Source organism: Runella sp. R5_40 (assembly GCF_057652295.1).
This window is the reverse complement of record NZ_JBYFCH010000003.1, coordinates 295,763-318,354: the sequence shown is the minus strand read 5'-3', so window position 1 is coordinate 318,354 and position 22,592 is coordinate 295,763. Positions and strand designations below refer to the sequence as shown.

General features: G+C 43.1%; 25 protein-coding genes. 13 read left to right on the top strand and 12 right to left on the bottom strand.

Translation table 11 applies throughout. The features are described 5' to 3' along the window. Window positions 1–8 precede the first annotated feature (8 nt). The 5 genes from AC23N5_RS08515 (at window position 9) to AC23N5_RS08495 (ending at window position 5,131) form a co-directional block, all read left to right on the top strand. Entirely contained in the window at window positions 9–656 is a 648-nt protein-coding gene (locus AC23N5_RS08515; RefSeq protein WP_487755223.1) for an oxidoreductase, read from the top strand. Between the two features lie 64 nt (window positions 657–720). After that, a complete protein-coding gene (locus AC23N5_RS08510; RefSeq protein WP_183973382.1) occupies window positions 721–1,479 on the top strand; it encodes a hypothetical protein in 759 nt (252 codons plus the stop codon). Further along, a complete protein-coding gene (locus tag AC23N5_RS08505) occupies window positions 1,476–1,946 on the top strand; it encodes a hypothetical protein (protein WP_183973380.1) in 471 nt (156 codons plus the stop codon). The genes AC23N5_RS08510 and AC23N5_RS08505 overlap by 4 nt, the downstream gene beginning before the upstream one ends. An 11-nt stretch (window positions 1,947–1,957) precedes the next feature. Then, the gene (locus AC23N5_RS08500; RefSeq protein WP_487755222.1) at window positions 1,958–2,395 is read left to right on the top strand and encodes a GNAT family N-acetyltransferase; all 438 of its coding nucleotides are present in this window, start codon (window positions 1,958–1,960) and stop codon (window positions 2,393–2,395) included. 48 nt (window positions 2,396–2,443) lie between these two features. Next, window positions 2,444–5,131, top strand: coding sequence for a formylglycine-generating enzyme family protein (locus AC23N5_RS08495; RefSeq protein ID WP_487755221.1), 2,688 nt, complete (start codon window positions 2,444–2,446; stop codon window positions 5,129–5,131). A 63-nt stretch (window positions 5,132–5,194) separates the two neighbouring features. Here AC23N5_RS08495 and AC23N5_RS08490 read toward each other — a convergent pair whose 3' ends face one another. Genes AC23N5_RS08490 through AC23N5_RS08480 form a run of 3 tightly spaced genes read right to left on the bottom strand, consistent with a single transcriptional unit; the run spans window position 5,195 to window position 7,557 of the window. Further along, complete coding sequence (locus AC23N5_RS08490; protein ID WP_487755220.1) at window positions 5,195–6,238, bottom strand: PDDEXK nuclease domain-containing protein; 1,044 nt, start codon at window positions 6,236–6,238, stop codon at window positions 5,195–5,197. A gap of 26 nt (window positions 6,239–6,264) precedes the next feature. Next, the gene (locus tag AC23N5_RS08485) at window positions 6,265–6,669 is read right to left on the bottom strand and encodes a DUF4174 domain-containing protein (RefSeq protein WP_487755219.1); all 405 of its coding nucleotides are present in this window, start codon (window positions 6,667–6,669) and stop codon (window positions 6,265–6,267) included. 24 nt (window positions 6,670–6,693) lie between these two features. Continuing rightward, window positions 6,694–7,557 (bottom strand): glycerophosphodiester phosphodiesterase family protein, encoded by an 864-nt coding sequence (locus AC23N5_RS08480; RefSeq protein ID WP_487755218.1) that lies wholly within the window; start codon window positions 7,555–7,557, stop codon window positions 6,694–6,696. Between the two features lie 51 nt (window positions 7,558–7,608). On the opposite strand from AC23N5_RS08480, the gene AC23N5_RS08475 reads away from it, so the two are divergent. Further along, window positions 7,609–8,340 (top strand): NIPSNAP family protein, encoded by a 732-nt coding sequence (locus tag AC23N5_RS08475; RefSeq protein WP_487755217.1) that lies wholly within the window; start codon window positions 7,609–7,611, stop codon window positions 8,338–8,340. 141 nt (window positions 8,341–8,481) lie between these two features. Then, entirely contained in the window at window positions 8,482–9,330 is an 849-nt protein-coding gene (locus AC23N5_RS08470; RefSeq protein ID WP_487755216.1) for a c-type cytochrome, read from the top strand. Between the two features lies 1 nt (window position 9,331). On the opposite strand, the gene AC23N5_RS08465 is transcribed toward AC23N5_RS08470, so the two are convergent. The 3 genes from AC23N5_RS08465 to AC23N5_RS08455 are packed head-to-tail and all read right to left on the bottom strand — an operon-like array spanning window position 9,332 to window position 11,638. Next, a complete protein-coding gene (locus AC23N5_RS08465; protein WP_487755215.1) occupies window positions 9,332–10,183 on the bottom strand; it encodes an alpha-1,2-fucosyltransferase in 852 nt (283 codons plus the stop codon). Between the two features lie 43 nt (window positions 10,184–10,226). Then, complete coding sequence (locus tag AC23N5_RS08460; RefSeq protein ID WP_487755214.1) at window positions 10,227–11,360, bottom strand: glycosyltransferase family 4 protein; 1,134 nt, start codon at window positions 11,358–11,360, stop codon at window positions 10,227–10,229. Further along, window positions 11,336–11,638: an isochorismate lyase gene (locus AC23N5_RS08455; RefSeq protein ID WP_487755213.1), complete on the bottom strand. Its 303-nt coding sequence runs from the start codon at window positions 11,636–11,638 to the stop codon at window positions 11,336–11,338. The genes AC23N5_RS08460 and AC23N5_RS08455 overlap by 25 nt, the downstream gene beginning before the upstream one ends. 126 nt (window positions 11,639–11,764) lie before the next feature. On the opposite strand from AC23N5_RS08455, the gene AC23N5_RS08450 reads away from it, so the two are divergent. The 3 genes from AC23N5_RS08450 (at window position 11,765) to AC23N5_RS08440 (ending at window position 13,778) form a co-directional block, all read left to right on the top strand. Further along, window positions 11,765–12,697: an NAD(P)/FAD-dependent oxidoreductase gene (locus tag AC23N5_RS08450; protein WP_487755212.1), complete on the top strand. Its 933-nt coding sequence runs from the start codon at window positions 11,765–11,767 to the stop codon at window positions 12,695–12,697. Window positions 12,698–12,926: 229 nt separating this feature from the next. After that, window positions 12,927–13,166, top strand: a complete 240-nt coding sequence (locus AC23N5_RS08445; RefSeq protein ID WP_183973356.1) for an AbrB/MazE/SpoVT family DNA-binding domain-containing protein — start codon at window positions 12,927–12,929, stop codon at window positions 13,164–13,166. A gap of 18 nt (window positions 13,167–13,184) precedes the next feature. Continuing rightward, the gene (locus tag AC23N5_RS08440) at window positions 13,185–13,778 is read left to right on the top strand and encodes an HD domain-containing protein (RefSeq protein ID WP_487755211.1); all 594 of its coding nucleotides are present in this window, start codon (window positions 13,185–13,187) and stop codon (window positions 13,776–13,778) included. Window positions 13,779–13,840: 62 nt separating this feature from the next. Here AC23N5_RS08440 and AC23N5_RS08435 read toward each other — a convergent pair whose 3' ends face one another. Continuing rightward, window positions 13,841–15,469: a pseudouridine synthase gene (locus tag AC23N5_RS08435; protein ID WP_487755210.1), complete on the bottom strand. Its 1,629-nt coding sequence runs from the start codon at window positions 15,467–15,469 to the stop codon at window positions 13,841–13,843. A 202-nt stretch (window positions 15,470–15,671) separates the two neighbouring features. Here AC23N5_RS08435 and AC23N5_RS08430 point away from each other — a divergent pair, with 202 nt between their 5' ends. Continuing rightward, window positions 15,672–17,036: an AMP-binding protein gene (locus AC23N5_RS08430; protein WP_487755209.1), complete on the top strand. Its 1,365-nt coding sequence runs from the start codon at window positions 15,672–15,674 to the stop codon at window positions 17,034–17,036. A 59-nt stretch (window positions 17,037–17,095) separates the two neighbouring features. On the opposite strand, the gene AC23N5_RS08425 is transcribed toward AC23N5_RS08430, so the two are convergent. After that, window positions 17,096–18,148, bottom strand: coding sequence for a TolB family protein (locus AC23N5_RS08425; protein ID WP_183973346.1), 1,053 nt, complete (start codon window positions 18,146–18,148; stop codon window positions 17,096–17,098). A 190-nt stretch (window positions 18,149–18,338) separates the two neighbouring features. Here AC23N5_RS08425 and AC23N5_RS08420 point away from each other — a divergent pair, with 190 nt between their 5' ends. Further along, window positions 18,339–18,506 carry a hypothetical protein gene (locus AC23N5_RS08420; RefSeq protein WP_183973344.1) on the top strand — a complete coding sequence of 56 codons (168 nt, stop codon included), beginning with the start codon at window positions 18,339–18,341 and terminating at the stop codon, window positions 18,504–18,506. 26 nt (window positions 18,507–18,532) lie between these two features. Here the strand turns inward: AC23N5_RS08420 and AC23N5_RS08415 are convergent, their stop codons facing one another. Continuing rightward, complete coding sequence (locus AC23N5_RS08415; protein WP_487755208.1) at window positions 18,533–19,246, bottom strand: YqjF family protein; 714 nt, start codon at window positions 19,244–19,246, stop codon at window positions 18,533–18,535. A gap of 350 nt (window positions 19,247–19,596) precedes the next feature. Between AC23N5_RS08415 and AC23N5_RS08410 the strand changes: the two genes are divergently transcribed. Next, window positions 19,597–19,983: a S8/S53 family peptidase gene (locus tag AC23N5_RS08410; RefSeq protein ID WP_487755207.1), complete on the top strand. Its 387-nt coding sequence runs from the start codon at window positions 19,597–19,599 to the stop codon at window positions 19,981–19,983. Window positions 19,984–20,071: 88 nt separating this feature from the next. Here AC23N5_RS08410 and AC23N5_RS08405 read toward each other — a convergent pair whose 3' ends face one another. The 3 genes from AC23N5_RS08405 to AC23N5_RS08395 all read right to left on the bottom strand — a co-directional run bounded on the left by AC23N5_RS08405 (window position 20,072) and on the right by AC23N5_RS08395 (window position 22,332). Then, on the bottom strand, window positions 20,072–20,275 hold the full coding sequence (locus AC23N5_RS08405; RefSeq protein ID WP_487755206.1) for a helix-turn-helix domain-containing protein: 204 nt from the start codon (window positions 20,273–20,275) through the stop codon (window positions 20,072–20,074). A gap of 1 nt (window position 20,276) precedes the next feature. Further along, window positions 20,277–20,771 carry a DUF2975 domain-containing protein gene (locus tag AC23N5_RS08400; protein ID WP_183973337.1) on the bottom strand — a complete coding sequence of 165 codons (495 nt, stop codon included), beginning with the start codon at window positions 20,769–20,771 and terminating at the stop codon, window positions 20,277–20,279. Window positions 20,772–20,904: 133 nt separating this feature from the next. Further along, the gene (locus AC23N5_RS08395) at window positions 20,905–22,332 is read right to left on the bottom strand and encodes a TlpA family protein disulfide reductase (protein ID WP_487755205.1); all 1,428 of its coding nucleotides are present in this window, start codon (window positions 22,330–22,332) and stop codon (window positions 20,905–20,907) included. Window positions 22,333–22,592: the final 260 nt, after the last annotated feature.

Below are 22,592 nucleotides of genomic sequence, written 5' to 3'. Positions count from 1 at the left end.
CAATAAACATGACATCCGATAAAAGAACCGCCCTAGTGGTAGGAGGAAGTGGACTAGTAGGGAAAGAAGTTATTTCTGAATTGATTGCTTCTGAAAAATATACTGAAGTAGTCACACTCACTAGAAAACCATTGGATTTCACCCATCCAAAACTATCATCTATTATTTTTAACTTCGACCACCCCGATGCCTCCGTTGTTTGCGGCGACGACATTTTTTGTTGTTTGGGCACAACCATGAAAAAAGCTGGTTCTAAGGAAGCATTTTACCGCGTTGATTATACCTATCCCATCGAAATAGCCCAGTTGGGGTACCAAAACGGGGCCAAACGCTTTGCTATCGTTACTGCCATGGGCGCTGATAGTAGGTCGATGTTTTACTACAATAGAGTCAAGGGAGATGTAGAAGCAACGCTCAAAAAAATAGGTTTTGACGCATTACTCATTTTTAGACCCTCGTTGCTTGTAGGGAATCGTGGCGAAACACGCATAGGTGAGCAAATCGGCGAGGGTTTGTCCAAAATTCTCAGGCCGCTTATACCTATCAAATACCGCTCCATCGAAGCCCGTAAAGTAGCCAAAGCCATGGTTACCATCACTGCCAGCAACGTCAAAGGCACACTGGTGTATGAGTCGGATGTAATGCAAGAGTTTTAATAAAACGGTGGCGCAATTTTCCTTACGGAGAAACCGTTTTGCCCGTAAAAATGATTAAATGAATATGACTAACCTAGGATACATAGAAGTTAAAATACACGATATTCATCCAAGCGATTTTGATATTTCCCATGTAGTGGAATTACTCAAAAACGTTGAGAATTTGTTGTATCCTAATGACAGAAAAAAGCGCCCAATTATATCTTATGAAGTCAAAGAAGGAAGCGTCCGAAATATTTTTAAAACTGACTTATCACAAGTTATTTTGGTAAATACAACCATTAAGAATATTAATGATACTAAATCTATTGACAACATTGATTTAACACAAGCCAAAGCAATAGAAAATATTCAAGAGTGGGCATCAAAAAACAGCTTAGATTTAGAAATTAAATCCTCCATAAAAAACACCAATAAGTTGGAAATAAACAGAAATACAAATTTCCAAAGAAGTGAAAATATATGGATTGATTCAGACCTGTATTTATACGGAAAAATAATAAGTATGGGTGGAAAAACTAACCCTAATCTACATATTTCAACAGAAGAACATGGTACAGTTATTATTCAAACAACAGAAGAAGTCTTAGCCAATCAATCCGACAATAGACTTTATAAATATTCTGGTGTCCATGTACATGCAAAACAAAATATTAAAAATGGTCAACTTGACAAATCCGACATTAAATTATTAGGCTTTATCGAATACGAACAAAGTCTCGATGATGACTATTTAGACAATCTGATTAATGAAGCAAGCAAGTCGTGGACTGATATAAAAGATGCAGACCAATGGCTCGCTGAAATTCGAGGTTTACTATGAAAAAAGCATTTATTGACACAAATTTCCTTATAAAACTACTTAACATTCAAGACCCTGCACACAAAAATGCGGTAGCTTATTTCAAGTATTTTGTAGAAAATCAAATCATAATTATTGTCTCTTCCATAGCGGTAGGGGAATACTGTGTGCAAGGTGAAATCACACACCTTCCTCTCAAAAACCTTCAAACATTAAACTACAATATTTTACATGCCATTAAGGCTGGGAAGTGTGGATTTATAGCTTTTAATGCACGTAAGAACAAAGAAATTACGGTTGAACGTATAGTGATTACGAATGACGTAAAACTCTTTGCGCAAGCAGAGATTGAAAAAGTAACCTTTTATGTAACGGGTGATACAAAAAGTAAATCTATTTTTGATTTACTTCGTAAAGAAGCTGGCCTATCTTACCAGTTTATTGATATAAATAAGCCGCTTCAAGAAAGCTTTGGGATTTTATTTTAACGCAACTTTCTATGCCTTCTATTTTCCTTCGTCGAGCCACGCCCCCCGATGTTACGCTTATTTATTCATTTCTCTGCGAACTGGAAGAAGAGACGTTTGATTTTGAACAATTTAACACCATCTACAATCGTAACCTTCTCAACCCCGACTGTCATTTTTTTTTAGCGTTCGACCACGACCGCTGCGTTGGCTATGCAAGTGTTCACGCTCAGTGGCTTCTTCATCATTGCGGCAAGGTAGGCGAAATCCAAGAGATGTTTGTCATCCCCGACTACCGAAGTAAGGGCATTGGACAACTACTCATTCAGCAACTTTTTGAAGTAGCTCAGCATGAAAATTTTGAAATTTTGGAAGTGACCGCCAACAAAAAACGCCTTGATACTCACCGCTTCTACGAACGACAAGGGCTTGAGCGCACGCACTTTAAGTTTGTCAAAAAAATGAAGTAGGGTTTCTCTGGGTGTGCCTTTGCAGGATAATCATCACTGACTACTTCTATGCGATTTGCTCTTTTTTTGGTGGGTATTTTTTTGCTCCATTTTAGAACCTACGCTCAACGCGTTCGCCCTTCCTTTAATGAAAATCGCTTACAGATTGAGCATTTTACGGGTTCGTCGGAGCCGCTTCGGCCATTCGAGACAAGTTTACCGTTGTTTTCTTATGTTCTCAACGACCGATATGCCACCACCGAGAGAGTCAGCTTCACTAATTCGGGGAAACAACTGCTTTTTAGCTTAGAAAATAAACTTTCTGTCAGTTTTACCCCGTTAGATTCGGTAGCTAGTTATTATCAAGCGACGCTTGTTTTTACCAATACCTCCACCGATACCCTCCGGTTACGCAATGTGGTTCCGTTGGGAGAGTCCCAAAACCACGTTTACCTTACTGGATTTGGAAACCACTCACTCTCGCGGGCTCATTTATTTCGCCCCAATTTTAGTCCAGTCAACGTCATTCTCCCCGACAATGCCTGGGAGTCGGGTTTTTCTGCAGTAGCGGTAAATCCCTTATCTCAAGGGGTTTGTGCGCTGATGCGTCGGATAAAGTGGGACAAAGCCACTCGCCGACGTTTTGAAACCATCCTTCCTCCCAATAGCAGTGTTACCTACCATTTTTGGCTCGAAACTTACTCGGGCGACTGGCAAGAGGGCTTGCGTCAGCAATTTCAAAAACGGCAACTCTACGACCTTGCTTCCTTTGACAACGCCCTCTTTGAACGCCCTGATTTACAATGGATTCGTCAAAGCTACGTCGTTCATCTTTTTATGGCGTGGGACAAACGCTTTCTCAATGCGCAGTCCCGTCAAAAACGCTGGTCATTGACAGGATACGAACACCTCTACGGCGGTGATGACATAGTGGGTATATGGCCCACTTGGCCAACATTGGGAATTGACCAACGCAATCAGTTCGATCTCTTCAAAGACCTGCCTGGAGGGCTTCCTCGGCTCAAAAAAACGGGGCAAGAGTTACGCACCCAAGGAACAAAACTTTTTATTTGTTATAACCCTTGGGACGAATCGACGCGCGACACTAACAACCCCAAAAGCCATTTGAAGGGCTTGTCGGAACTGATTTCCGCTACAGGCGCCGATGGGGTAGTACTTGATACGCGTGGTAGTAGCAGCCGAGAATTGCAAGAAGCCGCCGACCAAGTTCGCAAAGGCGTGGTTATGTACAGCGAAGGCATGGCCATTCCCAAAGATATGCCAGGGATTGTGGCAGGGCGGGTTCATAATGCGCTTTATTACCCACCCATGCTCAATTTAAACAAATTTATTAAGCCCGAATTTGCCATTTTTCGCGTAGCAGAGCAGTTCAAAGAACGCATTCGTCGCGAGTTTGCCACCAGTTTTTTCAATGGCTATGGTACCGAATTAAACGTTTTTCAGGCAGGCACACCAGATTGGGTCGAAGAAGATTACCGTTTTTTGGGGCAAACCACACGCATTCTGCGGGAAAATAGCTCGGTGTTTCTCTCCAATAAATTTACCCCCCTTATTCCTACTACCCACGATGGTATTTTTGTAAATCAATGGCAGGATTCTACCAAAACAATCTATACCATTTTCAGTCTGATTCCCGAAGGTTTCAGTGGACCATTGTTTGAAGTATATCCCAGAAAAGGATATCATTTTGTCGATTTATGGAATCATCGCGAACTGACCCCCATTTTGCAGGGAGGGAAATGGTATATCGAAGTCGAAACAGAGCCTTTTCATAAAAAATACTTGGGAACTAATAATGAAGGAGCTGTCGGTTGTATAGCAGAAATTAGGGAGGTATTTCGTTTGACAGATGATTTGTGGTGTGCAGGTGAACTACCCCCCAATTATAAAGTAACTATCTGGAAAGGAAGCCCCTCCTACAGTACAACTCCAGTCGTAACTGATTATCGTTGTGCTTTAAGCGAGTTAGAACAACTACAATTCTATGAAGGTAAAATTGTAGTACAGGTTTTTGATAAAAATAAGTATGGACTTATCGAAGAATCTATCTTGGAACGACAGGCTGGCAAGGTTAGGCTTGAACCAATAAAAATAAAGTTTTTATCCCCTACTTCTCATCCTGATTCAGAATCATCCCCAAAAAACGAAATTCTAATTCCTTCGGGCCGCTACCGACATATCACCACGCATAGTGATGTATTTTTACCCTATCCTGAAAAAGACACAACTCTGCAAGAAATGAGCGAATTTTTGATGGATAAAAACTTGGTTTCAAACGCTGATTTCAGAAGATTTTTGGCTGCTACGAAATACAGGCCCAAAGATGTTACCAACTTTCTAAAACACTGGAAAAATGGAAAAATACAGAAAGGTGAAGAAACCAAACCTGTCGTTTACATCTCGTTGGAAGATGCCCGCGCGTATGCCCAATGGACTGGCAAACGCCTACCCAGTGAACGAGAATGGCAATACGCTGCCGAACAAGACTCTATCTCTCAACCCACCACTCGTTTACAAAATCTCCAAGGAGTGGTTTGGCAATTGACCAACGACGAGTACCAAGTAGGAAATTACCGTTACATTATGCTCAAAGGTGGCAGTGCCTTTAAACCGACATCGAGCTGGTGGTACGCGCAGGGTGGTTCTCAGCCACTGACGCATCAGCAAATTTTACTGCGTGTTTCCGAAGGCTTCGAACGAAACGCGACGGTGGGTTTTAGGTGTGTGCGGGATTAGTAAATCATCTAATAAAGGGGTTTAGCTTGAACATCCCCCATTTCTATTTAAAGTTATTTCCCCTCATTTTCTCTTTTTCAGGTTTTCAGTAATCCCTTCAATACGTTCTACAAATGCCTCTCGGGTTGGAAAAAAGGCAGCCAATTCTTTGGGCAAGGTCTCAGTAAGAGTATAAGTAGCTATGCCAATGGGCTTCTGTATGTCTTGCAAAGCAAACTCTACTACGGTACGGCTTTTACTTTTACAAATAATAATCCCAATACTAGGATTTTCGTGAGGTTTGCGGTAGTAGGCATTTAAGGCCGAGAGGTAAAAATTCATCTTACCAGCATATTCGGGCTTAAAGTCATCAATTTTGAGTTCAATCGCTACCAAACATTGCAGTCCCCGATGGTACAAAAGCAGGTCTATTTCGTAGTTTTTGTCTTCTACCTTTACCCCAAACTGGTTGCCCACAAAAGTAAAATCACCTCCCATTGTTGCCAAAAAATCTCGGATATTGCTCACGAGGGCTTGCTCTAATTGAATTTCTGTGTAGGGTTCGGTTAGGTTCAAAAAATCAAAGGTGTATTCGTCTCTCAACACCAAGTCGGCGTGTTGAGCCTGTTCGGCAGGCAGTTGGTCTGCAAAATTTTGCTGATTGATGAGCGTTTTTTCATAGGTTTTGGTATCAATGGCATTGATAAGCAGCGATTTAGACCAACCATACCTCCGAGTCATTTCTATATAAAAAAAGCGTTGGTGTTCGTCTTTGCATTTTTCTAAAATGATGATATTGTGGGTCCAGCCAATTTCTGCCACCACTGGCGGCAGAATTGCACTGGCCGAATATTCGGTATACAACGCCCTCATTCTCCAAAGGTTACGAGCCGAAAAGCCATTAATACCGATAAACTCTTTTTGAAGCTCGGCCGCCAATACTTCTACCACACTTTTGCCCCAACCGTATTGCGTTTGACGATGCACAATGGCCTCACCAATACTCCAATAAAGAGCAATTTGTTCTTTATTGACAGCCTGCAATGCACGGTATTGGGCAGCCTTAATCCGTTGCTTGATGTCGGCTATAAAATCTTTAAAATCTTGATTATCTGCTATTTCTTCCATTACTAAAAGCTATCTATAGTTGTAGCTCACTTATTCCGCTTCATTTCCTCCCTTCGCATGGGCATGGAGTCGATGAGGCCAAAGATTTGTTCGGGTTTGACGGGCTTGGAGCTGATAAGTTTTACTTCCCCGTCTTTGCCAATCAACCAAAAACAAAAATGATTAGGAGTATAGCGAAAACGTTCTTTCAAATGTGCCGCATCTTCAGGAGACAGTTCAGCCTCTACGCAATCCACGACGCATAAATCACGCTCCAAAATACCTGCCCCGACCTCACTCAACCATTTTTTTTGCGCCTTAAAATCCGTATCCGACGATTTTGGGCAATACACCATCACGACTCGGCTTTTCCCCATCATTTTCGACAAACGACTTTCGAGCGGGTCTTGTCCCCACAAGAGCATACTTAACGTTAAAATGAACACATTCATACCTCTTTCTTTTTTAGAATTACCTTACAAAGAACGTACCACTTTCCAGGCTTCAAGCGGGCGATCCGACGAAAGTATATCGCCACCTTGTTTTACAAACTCTCCGTACAATTGGTCGCCACGCGCTGCCGCCATTTTGTCGAGGTTACCGAGCGTTCCCAAAATACACCGAATCCCTTTTTGGTGTAAAAATTGGCACAATTCACTGTTAGGTTCTCGTGTTCCCACAAACGCAATCATCCGATTATCAGGAATACCTGCTTCTTGGTGACGTTGATACTCCTCTCGGTTACGAATCGTGACTGAAATCATCACTTCGGGGTCGAGGCGGTGGACTTTGGCAGCGTCTTGAGCATTGTACGTAATAATGGCCGCGTACGAATGCGCACGGTATTTCTTTACCAAGGCCGTCACTCGCTCAAAAGGTACGCTTCGCTTCACATCCAACGTAAACATCACTTTGTCTTTTCCCCACATCAATACCTTTTCTAAAGTCGGAATTTTGTAAGGTGTTAATGTTCCTTTGTTGTCTTCCAATTGCAGCGTTTTACAATAGTCCCAATTCGCTTCCCGCACCTTACCTGTTCCTGTGGTGGTACGCTCCAGGGCATCGTCGTGCATCATCATCAGCACACTATCTTTGGTCATTGAAATATCACACTCGATAATTACGGGCATTTGTTTAGCCAGCCAATCGAATGATTCAATACAGTTTTCAGGATACCCTGCATAATCGCCACCACCACGGTGCGCACTTATAAGTGGTTTACTTTGAGCACTATACTGAAAGCTATCCCTTTTGACGCTTTTCAAATAGGTTGTAGGAGTGCAGCTACTTACCCACAGTGCTCCCACAAAAAATGCAATAAAACTTCTCTTTTTAAACATAGAACTACGCTTGCTGTGTCTTTTGAAAATACAAATAAACCAATAAACACAATGTTTAAACAATTTCTAACCACTATGCTTTTATTTGCTGCGGTGCTCACGGCATCGGCACAAGATACGCGCCTGTTTGAAACCCGCATTTATTACACCGAACCTGGCCGTTTGGAGGCACTTTTGACTCGTTTTCGGAACCATACTACTAAAATTTTTGAAAAACACGGCATGACCAACATTGGCTATTGGGTTCCGTTGCACGAAGAAAACAAGCTCATTTATGTCCTCGCCTACCCCGACCGTGCCGCACGCGATGCGGCATGGAAAGCTTTTGGTGCCGACCCTGAGTGGGTAAAAGTGCGGACGGAATCGGAAGTAAGTGGCAAAATTGTGTCGAAAGTGGAAAGCATTTTTATGGACGCAACCGATTTTTCTCCCAAAATCAAGTCTTCAAAAAGCAAAAAAGAGCGTGTTTTTGAACTTCGTACGTACACCACCAACCCTGGCAAATTACCTGATTTGTTGGCACGTTTTCGCAATCATACGCTTAAATTATTCAAAAAACACGGTATGACTAACGTCGCTTACTGGACGGTCAATGGCAAAGATGATACGCTTATCTACATCTTGGCGCACCCAAGTGAGGAAGCAGGTAAAAAAGCATTCGACGCCTTCCGCGCTGACCCTGATTGGGTAAAAGCACGTGATGCCTCGGAAGTAAATGGTAAACTTGCCAATAAAGTTGAGTCGGTTTACATGAAAGCGACCGACTTTTCAACGATTAAATAAGATTCTCAACCTTTCCAAGTTTCGTTATTCGACAAATTCAAAACTTGGAAAGGATTAAACGTGCCTTCGGTTTCTCAAAACCGAAGACGAGGTTTCTCAAAACCTCGCGACAAAAATGCGTACATCAACCCCTCTTCTGCTATGAAAAATTGGCTCTCTTTTGCTTTCATTGCCCTTTCTTTTGCGGCTTGCAACAGCTCACAGCAATCAGACAACCAAACCAAAAGTGACACCACAAACACCGATACCGCTGCGGTAGCGAAGGTGGATTCAATGGGTATTTTCTTGCCTGATTTAAAAGCGAAATTTCCCACTCCCGAAACCGTTGTTGTGGCTGACGACCCCGTTTTTCACCAAAAGAAAACGTACAAAGCCATTCCGTTACAAACCATTTTGGACACATTTTTACCCGCCTACAAGAACCTCAACCGCAGCGAAACGCAGATTGTGTTTGAGTGCGAAGACGGCTATAATCCTTCGATGGCGTTGGAAAAAGTATTGAGTAAAAAAGCCTTTTTGGCCGTGGCTGATGTGGACGCCCCCCAAGGACAAGATTGGATAAACCCGACAAAAGAAGGCCGAGAAATGAAGATTGCGCCTTTTTACATCGTTTATACCGACGTGCCAGGCGCCGATGTTAGCTACAAATGGCCTTATAATTTGGTGAAAATTAGCCTTTCGGCGGCCTCAAAAGAATTAGCCGTATTGTTTCCCAAAGACGACGATACCCAAGTGAAGGGTTTTGAGCTCTTTAAAGTCAATTGCTTAACGTGCCATTCGCTCAATAAAGTTGGTGGCAAAATGGGTCCAGAACTGAATTACCCCAAAAGCGTGACGGAGTACTGGAAAGTCGAACACATCAAGCAGTTTGTAAAAGCCCCTTCGTCGTACCGCAACGAATGCAAAATGCCTGCCGTCACTCATTTGAACGACAAAGAGTTAGACGCCATTGTGAATTATTTACAATACATGGCAAAACATAAAATATAGGCTATACTCGTTCCCAATCATCGGGAAGTAAGTCCTTGGTGTTGAATCGCTCCGTCGCAAACCATTGCTGCGGGGCGATTATTTTTTTGTCTGGAAAAGCAGCCAACCACGCCCCCCACCAACTGAACGTGCTATTCGCAATGATGTGATGTTGACACTGTGAGATGAGCACCAAGTCTTCTGCGGCCGAATTTCCTTCGACAAAATGGGTCGGAACAGGAAAATGTAGGTGAGTTTTGGCCCAAACAGGGTCGTCCGAAAAAACAAAAAAAGTAGGCTGTTGAATTTGAGGTAAAAGCACAGAAGCCGCTTTTTGGTAATAATTTAATCCACAAGGCCGTAAAAAACGATTGGCCATCGAGCGCAGCGTATAATCACCACGACGCACATGTACGCTCACCGATTCACTGGTTTGAATCAAGTTTTGCCACATTTGAAAACGCGGAAGAACGGGAGTTTGTAGCTTTAATTCCTGTTTTACGAGGGAAGCAATGGGCTTAAAATAGCGTTCAGACTGCCAATATCCATCAAAATATAAATCGCCCCGCAAACGAAGCATAAGCGGGGAAAAATGAAAATGGGGTTCCCGCTGGTAGAAGGGAGAAATAGCTCCTAAACGCCCCAACATTGAAAAAGAAGCCCCTACAAGCTCACTGATTTCGCGGTTAGTGGCCACTGATGCGTTGATTGAAAAAGCGTCTAACGCATACATACGGGATGTCCAAAACCGTGAAGCCTGCAACTGCGATAGGTCTAACTTGAGTTCGGTTTGGTTTAAAAATGCCAAATGCCGTCCCAACGCGTATTGAAACAATTGATTACCCAAACCGCCGCTTAATTTTACGATAATCATAGCCGTACTTATTTTAGGCTTTGACTATGTCTATCACATTTCGTCACACTTGATTATGAAGCAAGCTGCATACCAATTGATGATATTTCAGCGCAATTATATCCCAATGATGCGTATTTTTTGTCGCTTCTGTGCCTTCTTTTCCTAAACGTTTTCTCAACACATCGTCGGCTAAAAGTAGTCGTAGCTGGGATTGAAACGTCGTTTTGTCTTGAAAGCACATCCCACCCGCAAGCGACGAAACGACACCCACGCTTCGGCTCAAAAACGGCAGACCCACGGCCATCGCATCGAGCAACATAAGCGGCTGAACTTCGGTGTGCGTAGCCGTAACAAACACGTCGGCAGTACAGTAGGCAGCATGGATTTGGGCTTCGGTTTGTTGGTCAAACAAAAAAATGGTTTTGTTCAGCTCCTCTCCCGCAAGCCGTTTGAGGCGGTTTGAAAAGTCATTAAAATTACTTCCAATCAGCACCAAAACTGCATCGGGCAGCTGCATTTCTCGAAACCATTTCACCAGTTCCCGCTGCCCTTTGGTGGGTGTATAATTAGAAACGCACAACAGCATTCGCGCCATCGGAAGCCCATTTTCAAGCCGAAAATCTCGCGTGGAAGGCGTTCCAAAAGCAGGTCGAGCACCGTTAGGAATCACCGAATACGAAGAAAATTTATTCTTTTTCACCCAAACCACGTCCGACATCCGCTGAGGCTCTGGTACGTCAGACAGAAATACGTAATGGTCAAAACTCCGCATTTTTTTATCAAAATGCCAAGCCTGCCTTCGTTGACGAAGCCACCAAACCAACCCTCGAATGCCGCCAAGTCGAACGTTGAAATTGGTGCCATGACTTACCAGAACAACTTTTGCGGGTAAAGGCAACAGTTCTATCACCCAGTCAGAAGCCCAATTATTCCAGCCATGAACAAAAATCACACTTGCTTCCGACAGCTTTAAAATCGCCTGGTAATCAACCTTTTGCTCAACACACACAACCTCAAACGGGAAATTCTTCCCCTTTTTTCCACGAGTGATTACCGTCACTTGATGCCCCCATTGGTGCAGTCCTAGGGCATGACGATAGGCCACTTCGGCGACTCCGTGGGTTTCGGGGTAAAAGCCAAAAGCGACAATAAGAATTTTGTAAGGTTGCGCTAGGTGGTTTGCTGGTTTTTCCAATGGTTCATTTCCTCTTGAATGAAATAGTTCACCAAATCGGTGTACATTTTTTCGATGGCGTCTGGGTGAATACCCTCTTCTTCCGCCCACGTTCTTCGCTGAACAAGCATGGCCTTGAAACGTTCGGGTGCCTTCACACTCGTCTCGGACGTTTTAAATTTTGAGGCTGCTTTAACGTACCCAAACCGTTGGCCAATCAATCGAATAATTTCACGGTCTAATGCATCAATTTCGGTACGAATTTCGACCATATTTTCACATTCAGCTGGTAGTTTCATCACAAATACAAGGTGTTGATTTAAGCCACAAAGAAGCGCAAAAGCATTGAAAAGGCAAACAACTCCTCCCCAAAGCAAGTTATTTTTATGAATCCCATTGAATCACCTCTTTAATCCCAACTACCCTTGAAAATAATCATCTTAGGCGCAGGCATGACGGGTCTCTCGGCCGCCCGAATTTTGACTCAAAATGGCCACGAAGTAACGCTGCTCGACAAAGGACGCGGCGTAGGCGGTCGCATGTCAACCCGTAAAATTGAACTTGCCAAAGCTGACCACGGCGCCCAGTATTTTTCGGTCAAATCGCCCGAATTTCGTCTTTTTATTGATGAACTTATTACCGAAAAAGTCGTTTCGGAATGGCAAGTTCCTCAGCGCGAAAATGTGCGTTATATCGGGACAGCAGGAATGAACACCATTCCCAAATACTTGGCCACTTCGCTCAACATCCAATTAAACGAAAAAGCAATACTTATTCATTCTCAGTCGGTTGAAACCGAATCGGGCAACCAATACCCTTTCGATGCGCTTATTTCAACGATGCCAACTCCGCAAGCTACGGAGCTTTTTCAACGCTCACAAACAGTGCTTTCGGAGGCTGACCAACGCGTTTTGGCTTCCATCGAATACGACCCTTGCATTGCCGTTTTGGCTACGTTGAACACGCCTACCACGCTTGAAGGAGGTGGATTACTTTTGGAAAACCAACCCGTAGCGTGGATAGCCGATAACTTCCAAAAAGGCATTTCTTCGGTTCCTTCGGTTACTTTGCACGCCTCTGCTGACTACAGTCAGGCACACTTTGAACACAATTTGCAAGAAGTGGGCAAAAACTTACTGGCCTCTGTACGCGATTGGATTGCCCCTGAATCCATCGAACAAGTTCAAGTACATCGCTGGCGCTACAGCCTCGCCCGTCAACGCCACCCCCATTCTTTTTACAAACTCGAACACGCTCCCGTTTACTTGGCGGGCGACGCGTTTGGGATTGGCAACGTCGAAGGAGCGTTTTTGTCGGGGCTGGAAGTAGGGAAGGCCTTAACCAGTTTGTTCGACTAGGGTGTACGAATAAATACAGGATATGATACCTTTTTTTTGAACCACATAGAAAACAGTAGAATAAACACATAGTAAACATAGACAGTCTTTTGTGCGCTATGTGAAAAATTCTATGTGAACTATGTGGTTACATTTTCCTAGTTACCTGCAAAATTTCGTACAACCTTTTTGATTAATGGCTTACAAACGAAAGCATTTTGTAATTACTTTGTAATAACAAAAACAACTTATGGAACTTTCAGTCATAACTATTGGCAACTCCAGAGGCATTCGTTTGTCAAAAAGTATTCTTGAGAAATATAGTATCAGTGACAAAATTGAGCTGGTTCTTGAGCAAGGCTACATGATTTTAAAGCCCAAACCTGAGCCTAGGAAAGGCTGGGAAGATGCTTTTAAACAAATGCACGAACGGGGAGATGATACGCTTTTAATACGTGATTTATTGGAAGACGAAACCTTTGTTGATTAAACACACCTTATTTACAAGATGATTTCTGACCAGTTATTACAGCAAATTGAGTTCATCAAGGAGATTGACAAGCTCAAATACATCCAACGCAAAACCAAACTCCTCAACAGCGACCGAAACGAAAACGATGCCGAACACAGTTGGCATTTGGCCCTGATGGCCTTCGTTTTAGCCGAACACGCCAACGAGCCTGTTGATGTGCTGAAGGTGGTTAAAATGGTGCTAATTCACGACATTGTTGAGATTGACGCGGGCGATACCTTTATCTATGACACCCAGAAAAATCACTCAAATACCGACGAAGAAAGGCTCGCCGCTCAGCGGATTTTTGGGCTACTTCCCCAAGCCCAAGCCGATGAACTAATTGCGATTTGGGAAGAATTTGAAGCAGGGGAAACCAAAGAAGCCAAGTTTGCCCGTTCCATGGATCGTTTAGAACCTCTCCTCCAAAATACCTCCAACAACGGAGGAACTTGGGCAGAATTTGACGTTCCTTATGAAAAGGTCTATCAAAAGAAATCGGTCATTAAAGAGGGTTCTACCACCATCTGGAACTATGCCGAAAACGTACTCAATGAAAACGTTGAGAAGGGAATTTTGAGGAAAGCATGACCTACTTCAACGAAAAAGGGCTGCGGAAACGCAGCCCTTTTTCGTTAGTTCTTATTCTCGTATTACACGAGATATTTCAAACGCACTACTTCTTTTTCGTTCAAGAAGCGCCATTTTCCGCGTGGAAGGTCTTTTTTATTTAGCCCTGCATAGACTGTTCTATCAAGCTTAATTACCTCGTAACCAAGGCTTTCAAACACACGACGAACAATACGGTTGCGGCCACTGTGAATCTCAATGCCTACGACCATTGCATCGGGCGTAACAAGTGCTAAATCGTCGGGTTTGATGAATCCATCTTCTAACTCCAAACCTTCTTTGATTTTTTCAAAATCTTCGGTCGTGATGGGTTTGTCTAACTCAACTTGGTAAATCTTGTTGATTTCGTTCGATGGGTGCATCAGTTTTTCAGCCAATTCACCGTCGTTTGTCAACAACAACAAGCCCGTTGTGTTACGGTCCAAACGCCCCACAGGATACACACGCTCCTGGCACGCTCCCGAAATCAGTTCCATCACCGTATGGCGACCTTCTGGATCGTCAGTCGTTGTAATGTAGTCTTTTGGTTTATTCACCAAAATATAGACCATTTTCTCAGGATTCAAGATACGGTTACCGTACTTTACAATATCGCCAGGGTTTACTTTGTGCCCTAGCTCATTGATTACCTTGCCGTTGACCGTAATTTGCCCTGTTTCAATCAATCCATCCGCTTCACGACGAGAACACAATCCCGCATTTGCGATGTATTTGTTAAGGCGAATCAAGTCATCTTTTGGCGCGGGCCCGTCCTTTTTTATATATTTTTCTTCTGCTTTACGAAGGTCATAACGAGGCGCTTCGGTGTACTCCCCTACCCGACGGCGTAACCCATCTTCGGCACGGCTACGTTTTTCAGGCTTATCACCTTCCTCTGAAGCCCGTCCGCGTTTCTCGAATGGCTTGTCAAAGCTACGTTCGCCGCGTTTTTCAAATGGTTTGTCAAAACTACGTTCGCCACGTTTTTCAAATGGTTTGTCAAAACTGCGTTCGCCACGTTTTTCAAATGGTTTGTCAAAACTGCGTTCGCCGCGTTTCTCAAATGGTTTGTCAAAGCTGCGTTCGCCACGTTTCTCAAATGGCTTGTCAAAGCTGCGTTCGCCACGTTTCTCAAATGGTTTGTCAAAACTACGTTCGCCACGTTTCTCAAATGGTTTGTCAAAACTACGTTCGCCGCGTTTTTCAAATGGTTTATCAAAGCTGCGTTCGCCACGTTTCTCAAATGGTTTGTCAAAGCTGCGTTCGCCGCGTTTCTCAAATGGTTTGTCAAAGCTGCGTTCGCCGCGTTTCTCAAATGGCTTATCAAAACTGCGTTCACCACGTTTTTCAAATGGCTTGTCAAACGGCTTTTTGAAGGCTGGTTTGTCACCGCGTTTCTCAAACGGTTTGTCAAAACTACGTTCGCCACGTTTTTCAAATGGCTTATCAAACGGCTTTTTGAAGGCTGGTTTGTCGCCGCGCTTTTCAAACGGTTTGTCAAAGCTGCGTTCGCGACGAGGGGTTTCACTGGACTTTTTGTCGGGAGATTTTTCTAAACGAGGTCTTGCGCGTCTAGGTTCTGAAGAGTTGTCAAAATTATCTGACGATTGATTCGACTTTACGAATTTACTGTAAAACGGCGTTTTCCCAGCGCCTTTATTGTCTTTTTTCATTGGATTTGCAGTATCACTACTGTAAAAAGTGAATTATGTAACTAAAAATTTGGCGGCGACTAACCGCCCTAAATACCCTGATAATCAGGCGAACAAAGGTACAAAAAATAAAGCCACGATGTTTTTTTTAAGAAATATATCTCAAAAAAATGATTTTGGTCGTTTAAACATCTAGCCATCCAACCTATTAACTTTTTGTGCCGTGATACTAGATCGTGTACCACTCAAACCCCTTTGGGCTCCTTCGCGCTCGGTTGTGGAGCAGTCCAACCTGAAAAAATTTCAGAACTGGTTATTTGTTAAGAAAGGACTGTATTTCCGTGATTACCATGATCTTTGGGATTGGTCAGTGACCGACATCGAGGATTTTTGGGAATGTATCTGGTCGTTTTGCGACATCAAAACGCACAGCTTGTACTGGGATGTTGTCGTTACGGACAAAAAAGAACTGGCCAAAACCCAATGGTTTACGGGCGCGACGATCAACTATGCCGAACACATTTTTCGTCATAAAAACAGCAACAAGCCTGCTTTTTTATACCAAAGCGAAGGTGAACCTCTTCGGGAGTTTTCGTGGCGTGATTTAGAAAAACAAGTAGCCTCGGTTGCGGCATATTTGCGACAGGTCGGCGTTTCTAAAGGCGACCATGTCATGGGAATTTTGCCCAATACTCCTCAATCGGTAGTGGCATTTTTGGCCACTCATGCTATTGGGGCTATTTGGTCGATTTTTTCCCCAGAAACGGATGCTAAAATCCTCAACGACCGCGCAAGAACGCTTTCGCCTAAGGTCGTTTTTGTGCATTCTTCGGCAACTTTTAAAAGTACTACCAAAACCGTTTGGGTAACGCCCACAGGAGAAGACGACCTTCATGCAGAAACATGGACATCGGTTCTCAAAACACCTTCAACCTTGTTGGAGTTTACCCATGTCCCATTTGGGCACCCGCTGTGGGTATCGTTTCCGTCGTTTACCCCCGTTACCCACAGCACAGGAGGCACGTTGCTTGAACATCTGCGGTTGTTGACCATCCATCAAAATTTCAAGCAAGGCGACCGCGTTTTATGGCACGACTCCTCCCCTTCAACTGCGTGGCAATTTTCACTGAGTACGCTGCTCACGGGTGCCATTCCTGTCATTTATGACGCCCCCGTTCCTGGCTCAAAAGGGTCACTTTGGGAGAGTATCGACAAAAACAAAATCAATCATTTCGGCTGCACGGCAGCATTTCTAACGACCATAAAATCAACACCTTTACCTAGTTATAAATTTAACGCTTTACAAAGCATCACTACCTTCGACGGGCCACTGTCGGCAGAAGAATTTGAATGGGTATATCAACAGGTGAAAAAAGATGTGTGGTTGGTTGCGTTGGGTACCCATCCTTACCTTGGTAGCAGTTTGGTAGGAGGATGTCCCACTTTGCCCGTATTTGCAGGGGAAGCACAATGTGTGTTACTGGGCTGTAAATCAACAAAATACCCAGAAAAAAGCCAATTGATTCGGCAAGCATGGGACAACGATTTGCTGGCGCAGCCTCTTCCCTCGCTGCCGTATATGACGTAAAAGTACTTCGTGGATTAGGTTCAAAGCGGCCTAATCCACGAAGTGTTTGAGATAAATCGTTAATCTACCCAGTCAGCGATGTACAAATTGGTATCGCGAGAGCCTGGTGCATTGTTACGGTTAGAACTAAAAATCAGCTTCTTCCCATCGTACGAAAACATCGGAAATGCGTTAAAAATACTGTTGTTGGTCACCCGTTCCAAGCCCGTTCCGTCGAGGTTGATAAGGTACAATTGGAAGTCGTAGCCGCGTTGAGAATGGTGGTTTGACGAGAAAATAATTTTATCACCTTTCGGCGTAAAGTAGGGTGCCCAGTTGGCTTTACCTAACTTGGTAATTTGGCGTAGGTCCGAACCATCCACGTTGCACGTATAAATTTCCATGTCGGTCGGCGCTACCAATCCCATCGAAAGCAGTTTCTTGTATTCGGCCACCTCTTCATCTGTTTTGGGACGCGACGAGCGGAAAACGAGTTTTTTTCCGTCGGGTGAGAAAAATGCCCCACCATCGTACCCCAACTGATTTGTGATTTGTTTCACGTTCTTTCCGTCGATATCCATGATGTACAAATCAAGGTCGCCATTGCGGGTCGAAGTGAAGACAATTTTATCACCTTTGGGCGAAATCGTTGCTTCGGCATCATAGCCTTTTTCGGTAGTCAATTGCTTCACCACTTTCCCTTTCAAATCCGACACAAAAATATCGTAGGTGTCATACACCGCCCACAAGTATTTGTTGAGGTACGGTTTGATAGGTGGCGGGCACGAATCGTTGGCCAAGTGCGTACTTCCAAAGAGAATATGTTTGCCATCAGGCATAAAATACGAACAAGTCGTGCGGCCTTTTCCCGTACTAATAAACTGCGGGCGTTCATCCGGATTTTTCAAGCCTTTGGTGACATCCAAATAAAAAATCTGGTCGCACTGCAAGCCCCATTTTGGATTATTCGACTGAAAGCTAACGTATTTACTATCAAAACTAAAATACGCTTCGGCATTATCGCCTCCAAACGTGAGCTGTTTTATGTTGGTTAAGTGCTTTTCGTCTCCCGTTTGTGCCAGTGCAACCGTAGCGAAAAGAAGTAGCGGTGTTAGCAAGTAGTTGATTCTCATATTACTTTCTGTTGATTTAGTAACCGCAAAGAACGGCATAGATGCCCTATGTTCGCAATCTTTTTTACGGCTTTTTAGGGGCAGAAAGGCATTTTTTGGTAGAATGGTAAAAATAATCGAAAAAATTTGTTTGTAATTAATCTAAATAAACTAATTTTGCGTACGTATTTGAAACCTTAGAATAGTTACAATGACCATCGTTGAAGTTTCGACTTGCCCACTTTCAAGCACTGAAGAAAAGTTTTTTCAGCCCAATGCCTTCATGGGTTGTGCTTTTGCCTGCGACCTAAAGAAATGCTGTAAAGCGTACAAGAAGAAGGGCAAGCACTGCAAAAAATGCCCCAAACGCGACGATTAGATTCTGTCGATTTTCAACCTTCACATTCACAGCTTTCTTGCTGACCGCACTTGTATCTCCGAGCCTTCGGCCAACAGGACTGAATCGGGTTTTTGAGAGGACAAAAAGCCAAAGGCTGCGCCATACACAGCTTCAAAGTCAACATCAATTGTATAGTTTTTTACTGGATATACTTGCCAACGCGGGTGCTCAACACCATATTCGGAGGTCACTGTTGGGCTGTAAGCAGTGTATCCCCAATAATGCTCCGTGATAAACTCTTCTTTGCTTCCTACTAGCATTTCGGTCGCCCTATTTTCAGCCACGACTTCAAAACGATTCCAATCCTTATACTTCCATTCATAGCTTACGGTTAATTGCTTCTCGGAATGTTGCCAATTGTACCGCATTGGCTTGGTGATGTATGGCTCATGATAAACGAGGTTGGCAAGCCAACTGACAGCGGGTTTTGGTACAATTTCTTTAATGAAAGTAGTACCCCGTTTCCAATTTCCTTGTTCGTCGCAATAGCGTACGTAAAACCTCAGATTTACCTCTTCAAAAGACCTATGGAATGGAATAGGAATTCCTTTTAATCGTACATTATCAAACAGAAAGCCTACCAAACTTACGTAGCAGACGCCGTTCCACACGTCTAATTCAGTATGTTTTGGGACGTAGGATTTCAACAAATCAGGTGATACGGCATAGTTGGCCATCGCCAATTTCCGCCATTCTGCGGTAAGAAAGGAGGCAAGCATTTTGAGCAAATTTTAATTAATGACTATGATTGTTTAAAGTAACTTCAAATCTCTATACTTGGCTATATTTCTAAACCAATTCTTCAACTTTTATGAAAAAGCAATACTTGTTATTTGCAACTTGTCATCCCCCCAAGAACCAATCATTACGAAACCTAACCAACGCATATCGGTCAAAACAATTGACAATTTCATCAATAAAAAGCTTCAAGAACAGGGTATGTTTTTTGGGAATCAGCTTCCGACAAAATGTGTGGTGTGCCCTCAAACGTTCAGACTAAGTCCTTTCGGTAGGTTGTAAGCCCGAAAAAATAGACAACGACCTGAGTAAAACTATTTATCAAATTGACTTGACGCAACAACAACCTCTTGAGGCTGGTCAGCAGGCTGGTGGCTTAATTTTTCCCGCTTGGATGCCCGAATTACAAGCCGTAACGGGTGTAAAAGACCTCATCAAGGATGTCTCTTGTGATGATTGTCATAAAGGAAGTGAAGTAGATTTTGTGGTGGTGATGGAACGTAGTACTACCAGCCGTCACGTAGTTACATTGCCCACCGAAAATAGCAATACCCTTGCGACGGTGGGAGGCTCTTCTGCCCCTACTTCTTCGATGGCGGGCATGGCGGCCTTGGTATGGTTTCGCTTCCCATCGCTTACCCGCGACCAAGTAGTGAGCAAATTGGCCTCATCGGCAAGTTATTACCCCAGTCGTAACAGCAATTTTGGCTGGGGATGAGTGAATGTGGATGCAGCTACGAATAGCGGAATTTAGGTAATTTCTCAACTGAAAGAGCTGCCAGATTCTAAAAAATCGGCAGCTCTTTTTATTTAATACATTCCAAAATATCTCCTGGCTGGCAATCAAGGGCTTTGCAGATAGCTGCCAGCGTATCAAATCGAACACCTTTTGCCTTTCCTGTCTTCAAAATTGACAAGTTGACGTTCGTCACCCCTACCTGTTGGGCCAATTCATTGAGTGACATTTTTCGTTTGGCCATCATAACGTCCAAATTTACTACAATCGTCATTTTAGATAAATGATTCGTTCTCGGATTTAACAACAATGGCTTTTTGGACAAAATCAGTCACCAACAACATACACAATCCCAAGAAAATCGGGATGGGCTCATGTACTAAAAAGTGAGCAAAAAAAGCCCGCACTGCTACTGGCCAAGCTACCGACGAAGGAATTCCTCCTGTATATAAACCTTCGATGGATTGTAGCTGCCTGAAGGCATATTCAAATGAGCCTAGAACAGCGATTCCAATGACCAAATAAGCTACCCAACGTAGGTAAAGAGTGGCTTTTTCGGTAAAAAACTGATGCTGTAAATACAGTTGTCGGAGACGAAAAATACACCAACCTACGGTGAAAGAACAGGCTATTTTTCCCATTTTGAAAAGCCATACCCCTGCTCCATTCCCTCCCGCGTTCATTCCTTTGAGTGCTGGAATAAAATAAGATGCGAAGTCAATCACCACAAACGCCATGATTAACCAAAGAAGAATTTTTTGTGTTTTCATTTTTCTGTATCGTTAAAGTTTAAGCAAATGTAGCATAAATTTAAAATAAAACAATAAATATTTATTATTTTATTTTAAAAATCTTAACACTAACTAACTTCTATATACTGTTTCTTCTCTCGAAAAACACATTTTACTTCTTGTTTAAAGCCTCTTCCAATATTTTTATCAAATCCTTTCCATCGTTTTTGCTGGGTGCTGGCGGCTGAATGGCATGGAAGGTGTGATCTCTGCCAATAACAAAAGACGACGGAATGCAGCCTGAGTCATAGGTATTCGCTACGCTTTCCTCAGCTTTGATGTCATCCCGCAAGTGAGTACCTCCAATTTGGTACTTGGCAATGGCTTTGCGCCAATCACTCTCTTTCTTATCCAATGAAATGTAGAGAAACACCAAGTCGGCTTGGTCTTTGAAGTGATTTTTTATCTTCTTTGCTGACGTCATTTCGGCAATGCACGGCCCGCACCAACTCGCCCAAAAGTCGAGATAAATGACTTTCCCCTTAAAATCAGCCAGCTGCACCGTACGCCCTGCGGTATCTCGAAGTGAAAAGGACAAAGCAGGTTTGCCAATGGCAAAGATTTCTTTCTCAATCAACCTTTGATTGATTTCGGTTAGAAATACGCTATTGGGGTACCTATTTTCAAAACTCTTCACCTTCTTATTTATTTCGTCGTTCATCCCTTTGTATCCAATTTCTTGCAAGAGAAAATCGGCCGTCAACATTTCCACAAAAGCTGGAGTAAACTTTGCTTGGTTTACCTCAAAATAGGCTTCCGTTTCCCCGTAAGGAATATTGGCGGTTGGGTACTTGAGCATAAATAAATAGAGCAAATGATGCCCATAATTGGAAGCCTTCAACGAGAAATTGTCCTGAGAAGGCGAAACCTCAGTAAAATGAGCCCGATACGCCTTAGGAATGAGTGCGTCTGTAGTTTCAATCTTTTTGGCTTGTGCTTCTTGGTAAAGTGCTCGAACGACGGGACCAAATATATCTGATTTAATACCCGCTTGAGCCATTGTAAAAAAAGCGGTCGATACTTGTTCTTTGTACGAATCAAGGATCTTGAATTTTTGTTTTTCAACCTCCAACAAATAACGGAAAAACGCTTCTTTCGACTTAGCTAATCTAGCCTTGGCAGTGGTTTCCCACTTGAGCTTCTTTGTTGTTTCAATATAGTCCTCTTTATGGTAGTTAAATTTGGGGGCAGCACTTCCCGAATAACGGACTGTTTGCCAAAAGTCCAACGCATCAAATTCCATAAAAATAGCGTCATTGGGCTCTATAATGCACCATTCCAATCTACCCTCGTCATCGTTTGACGCACCAGTATTGAAAATCAGTTTAAAATAAGCGACATCTGTCAGGGTAGTGGTAAATTCAAACTCATTACTTTCATTTAAAACCAACTGTTTTTGAATACCTTGCTGGGCAAAAGGATAGAGTTGAAGCTCTAAAAAACGCGACACAGGATTCTTGATTTTGCCTCGAATCGAAACGTTTTGTGAAAAAGTTGCGAGGCTAATAGTCAAAAGGGAGCAGAAGAGAAGGGTTCGCATAGCTGTAGTTTAGGAAAGGTTTGTAACTCAACAAATATAAAGAAAAACTATACATGCACAGTATGATGTTAGGCTTCTCCGAAGCCAGATTTTTCATCGAATGGCTCATTTTGCTACAAACGTTATGTCTCTCCGAGACTTTTTATGGAATCATTCATTTTGTTACAATTCTACAAATGTTGCGTCTCTCCGAGACTTTTTATGGAATCATCCATTTTGTTACAATTCTACAAACGCTATGCCTCTCCGAGACTTTTTAT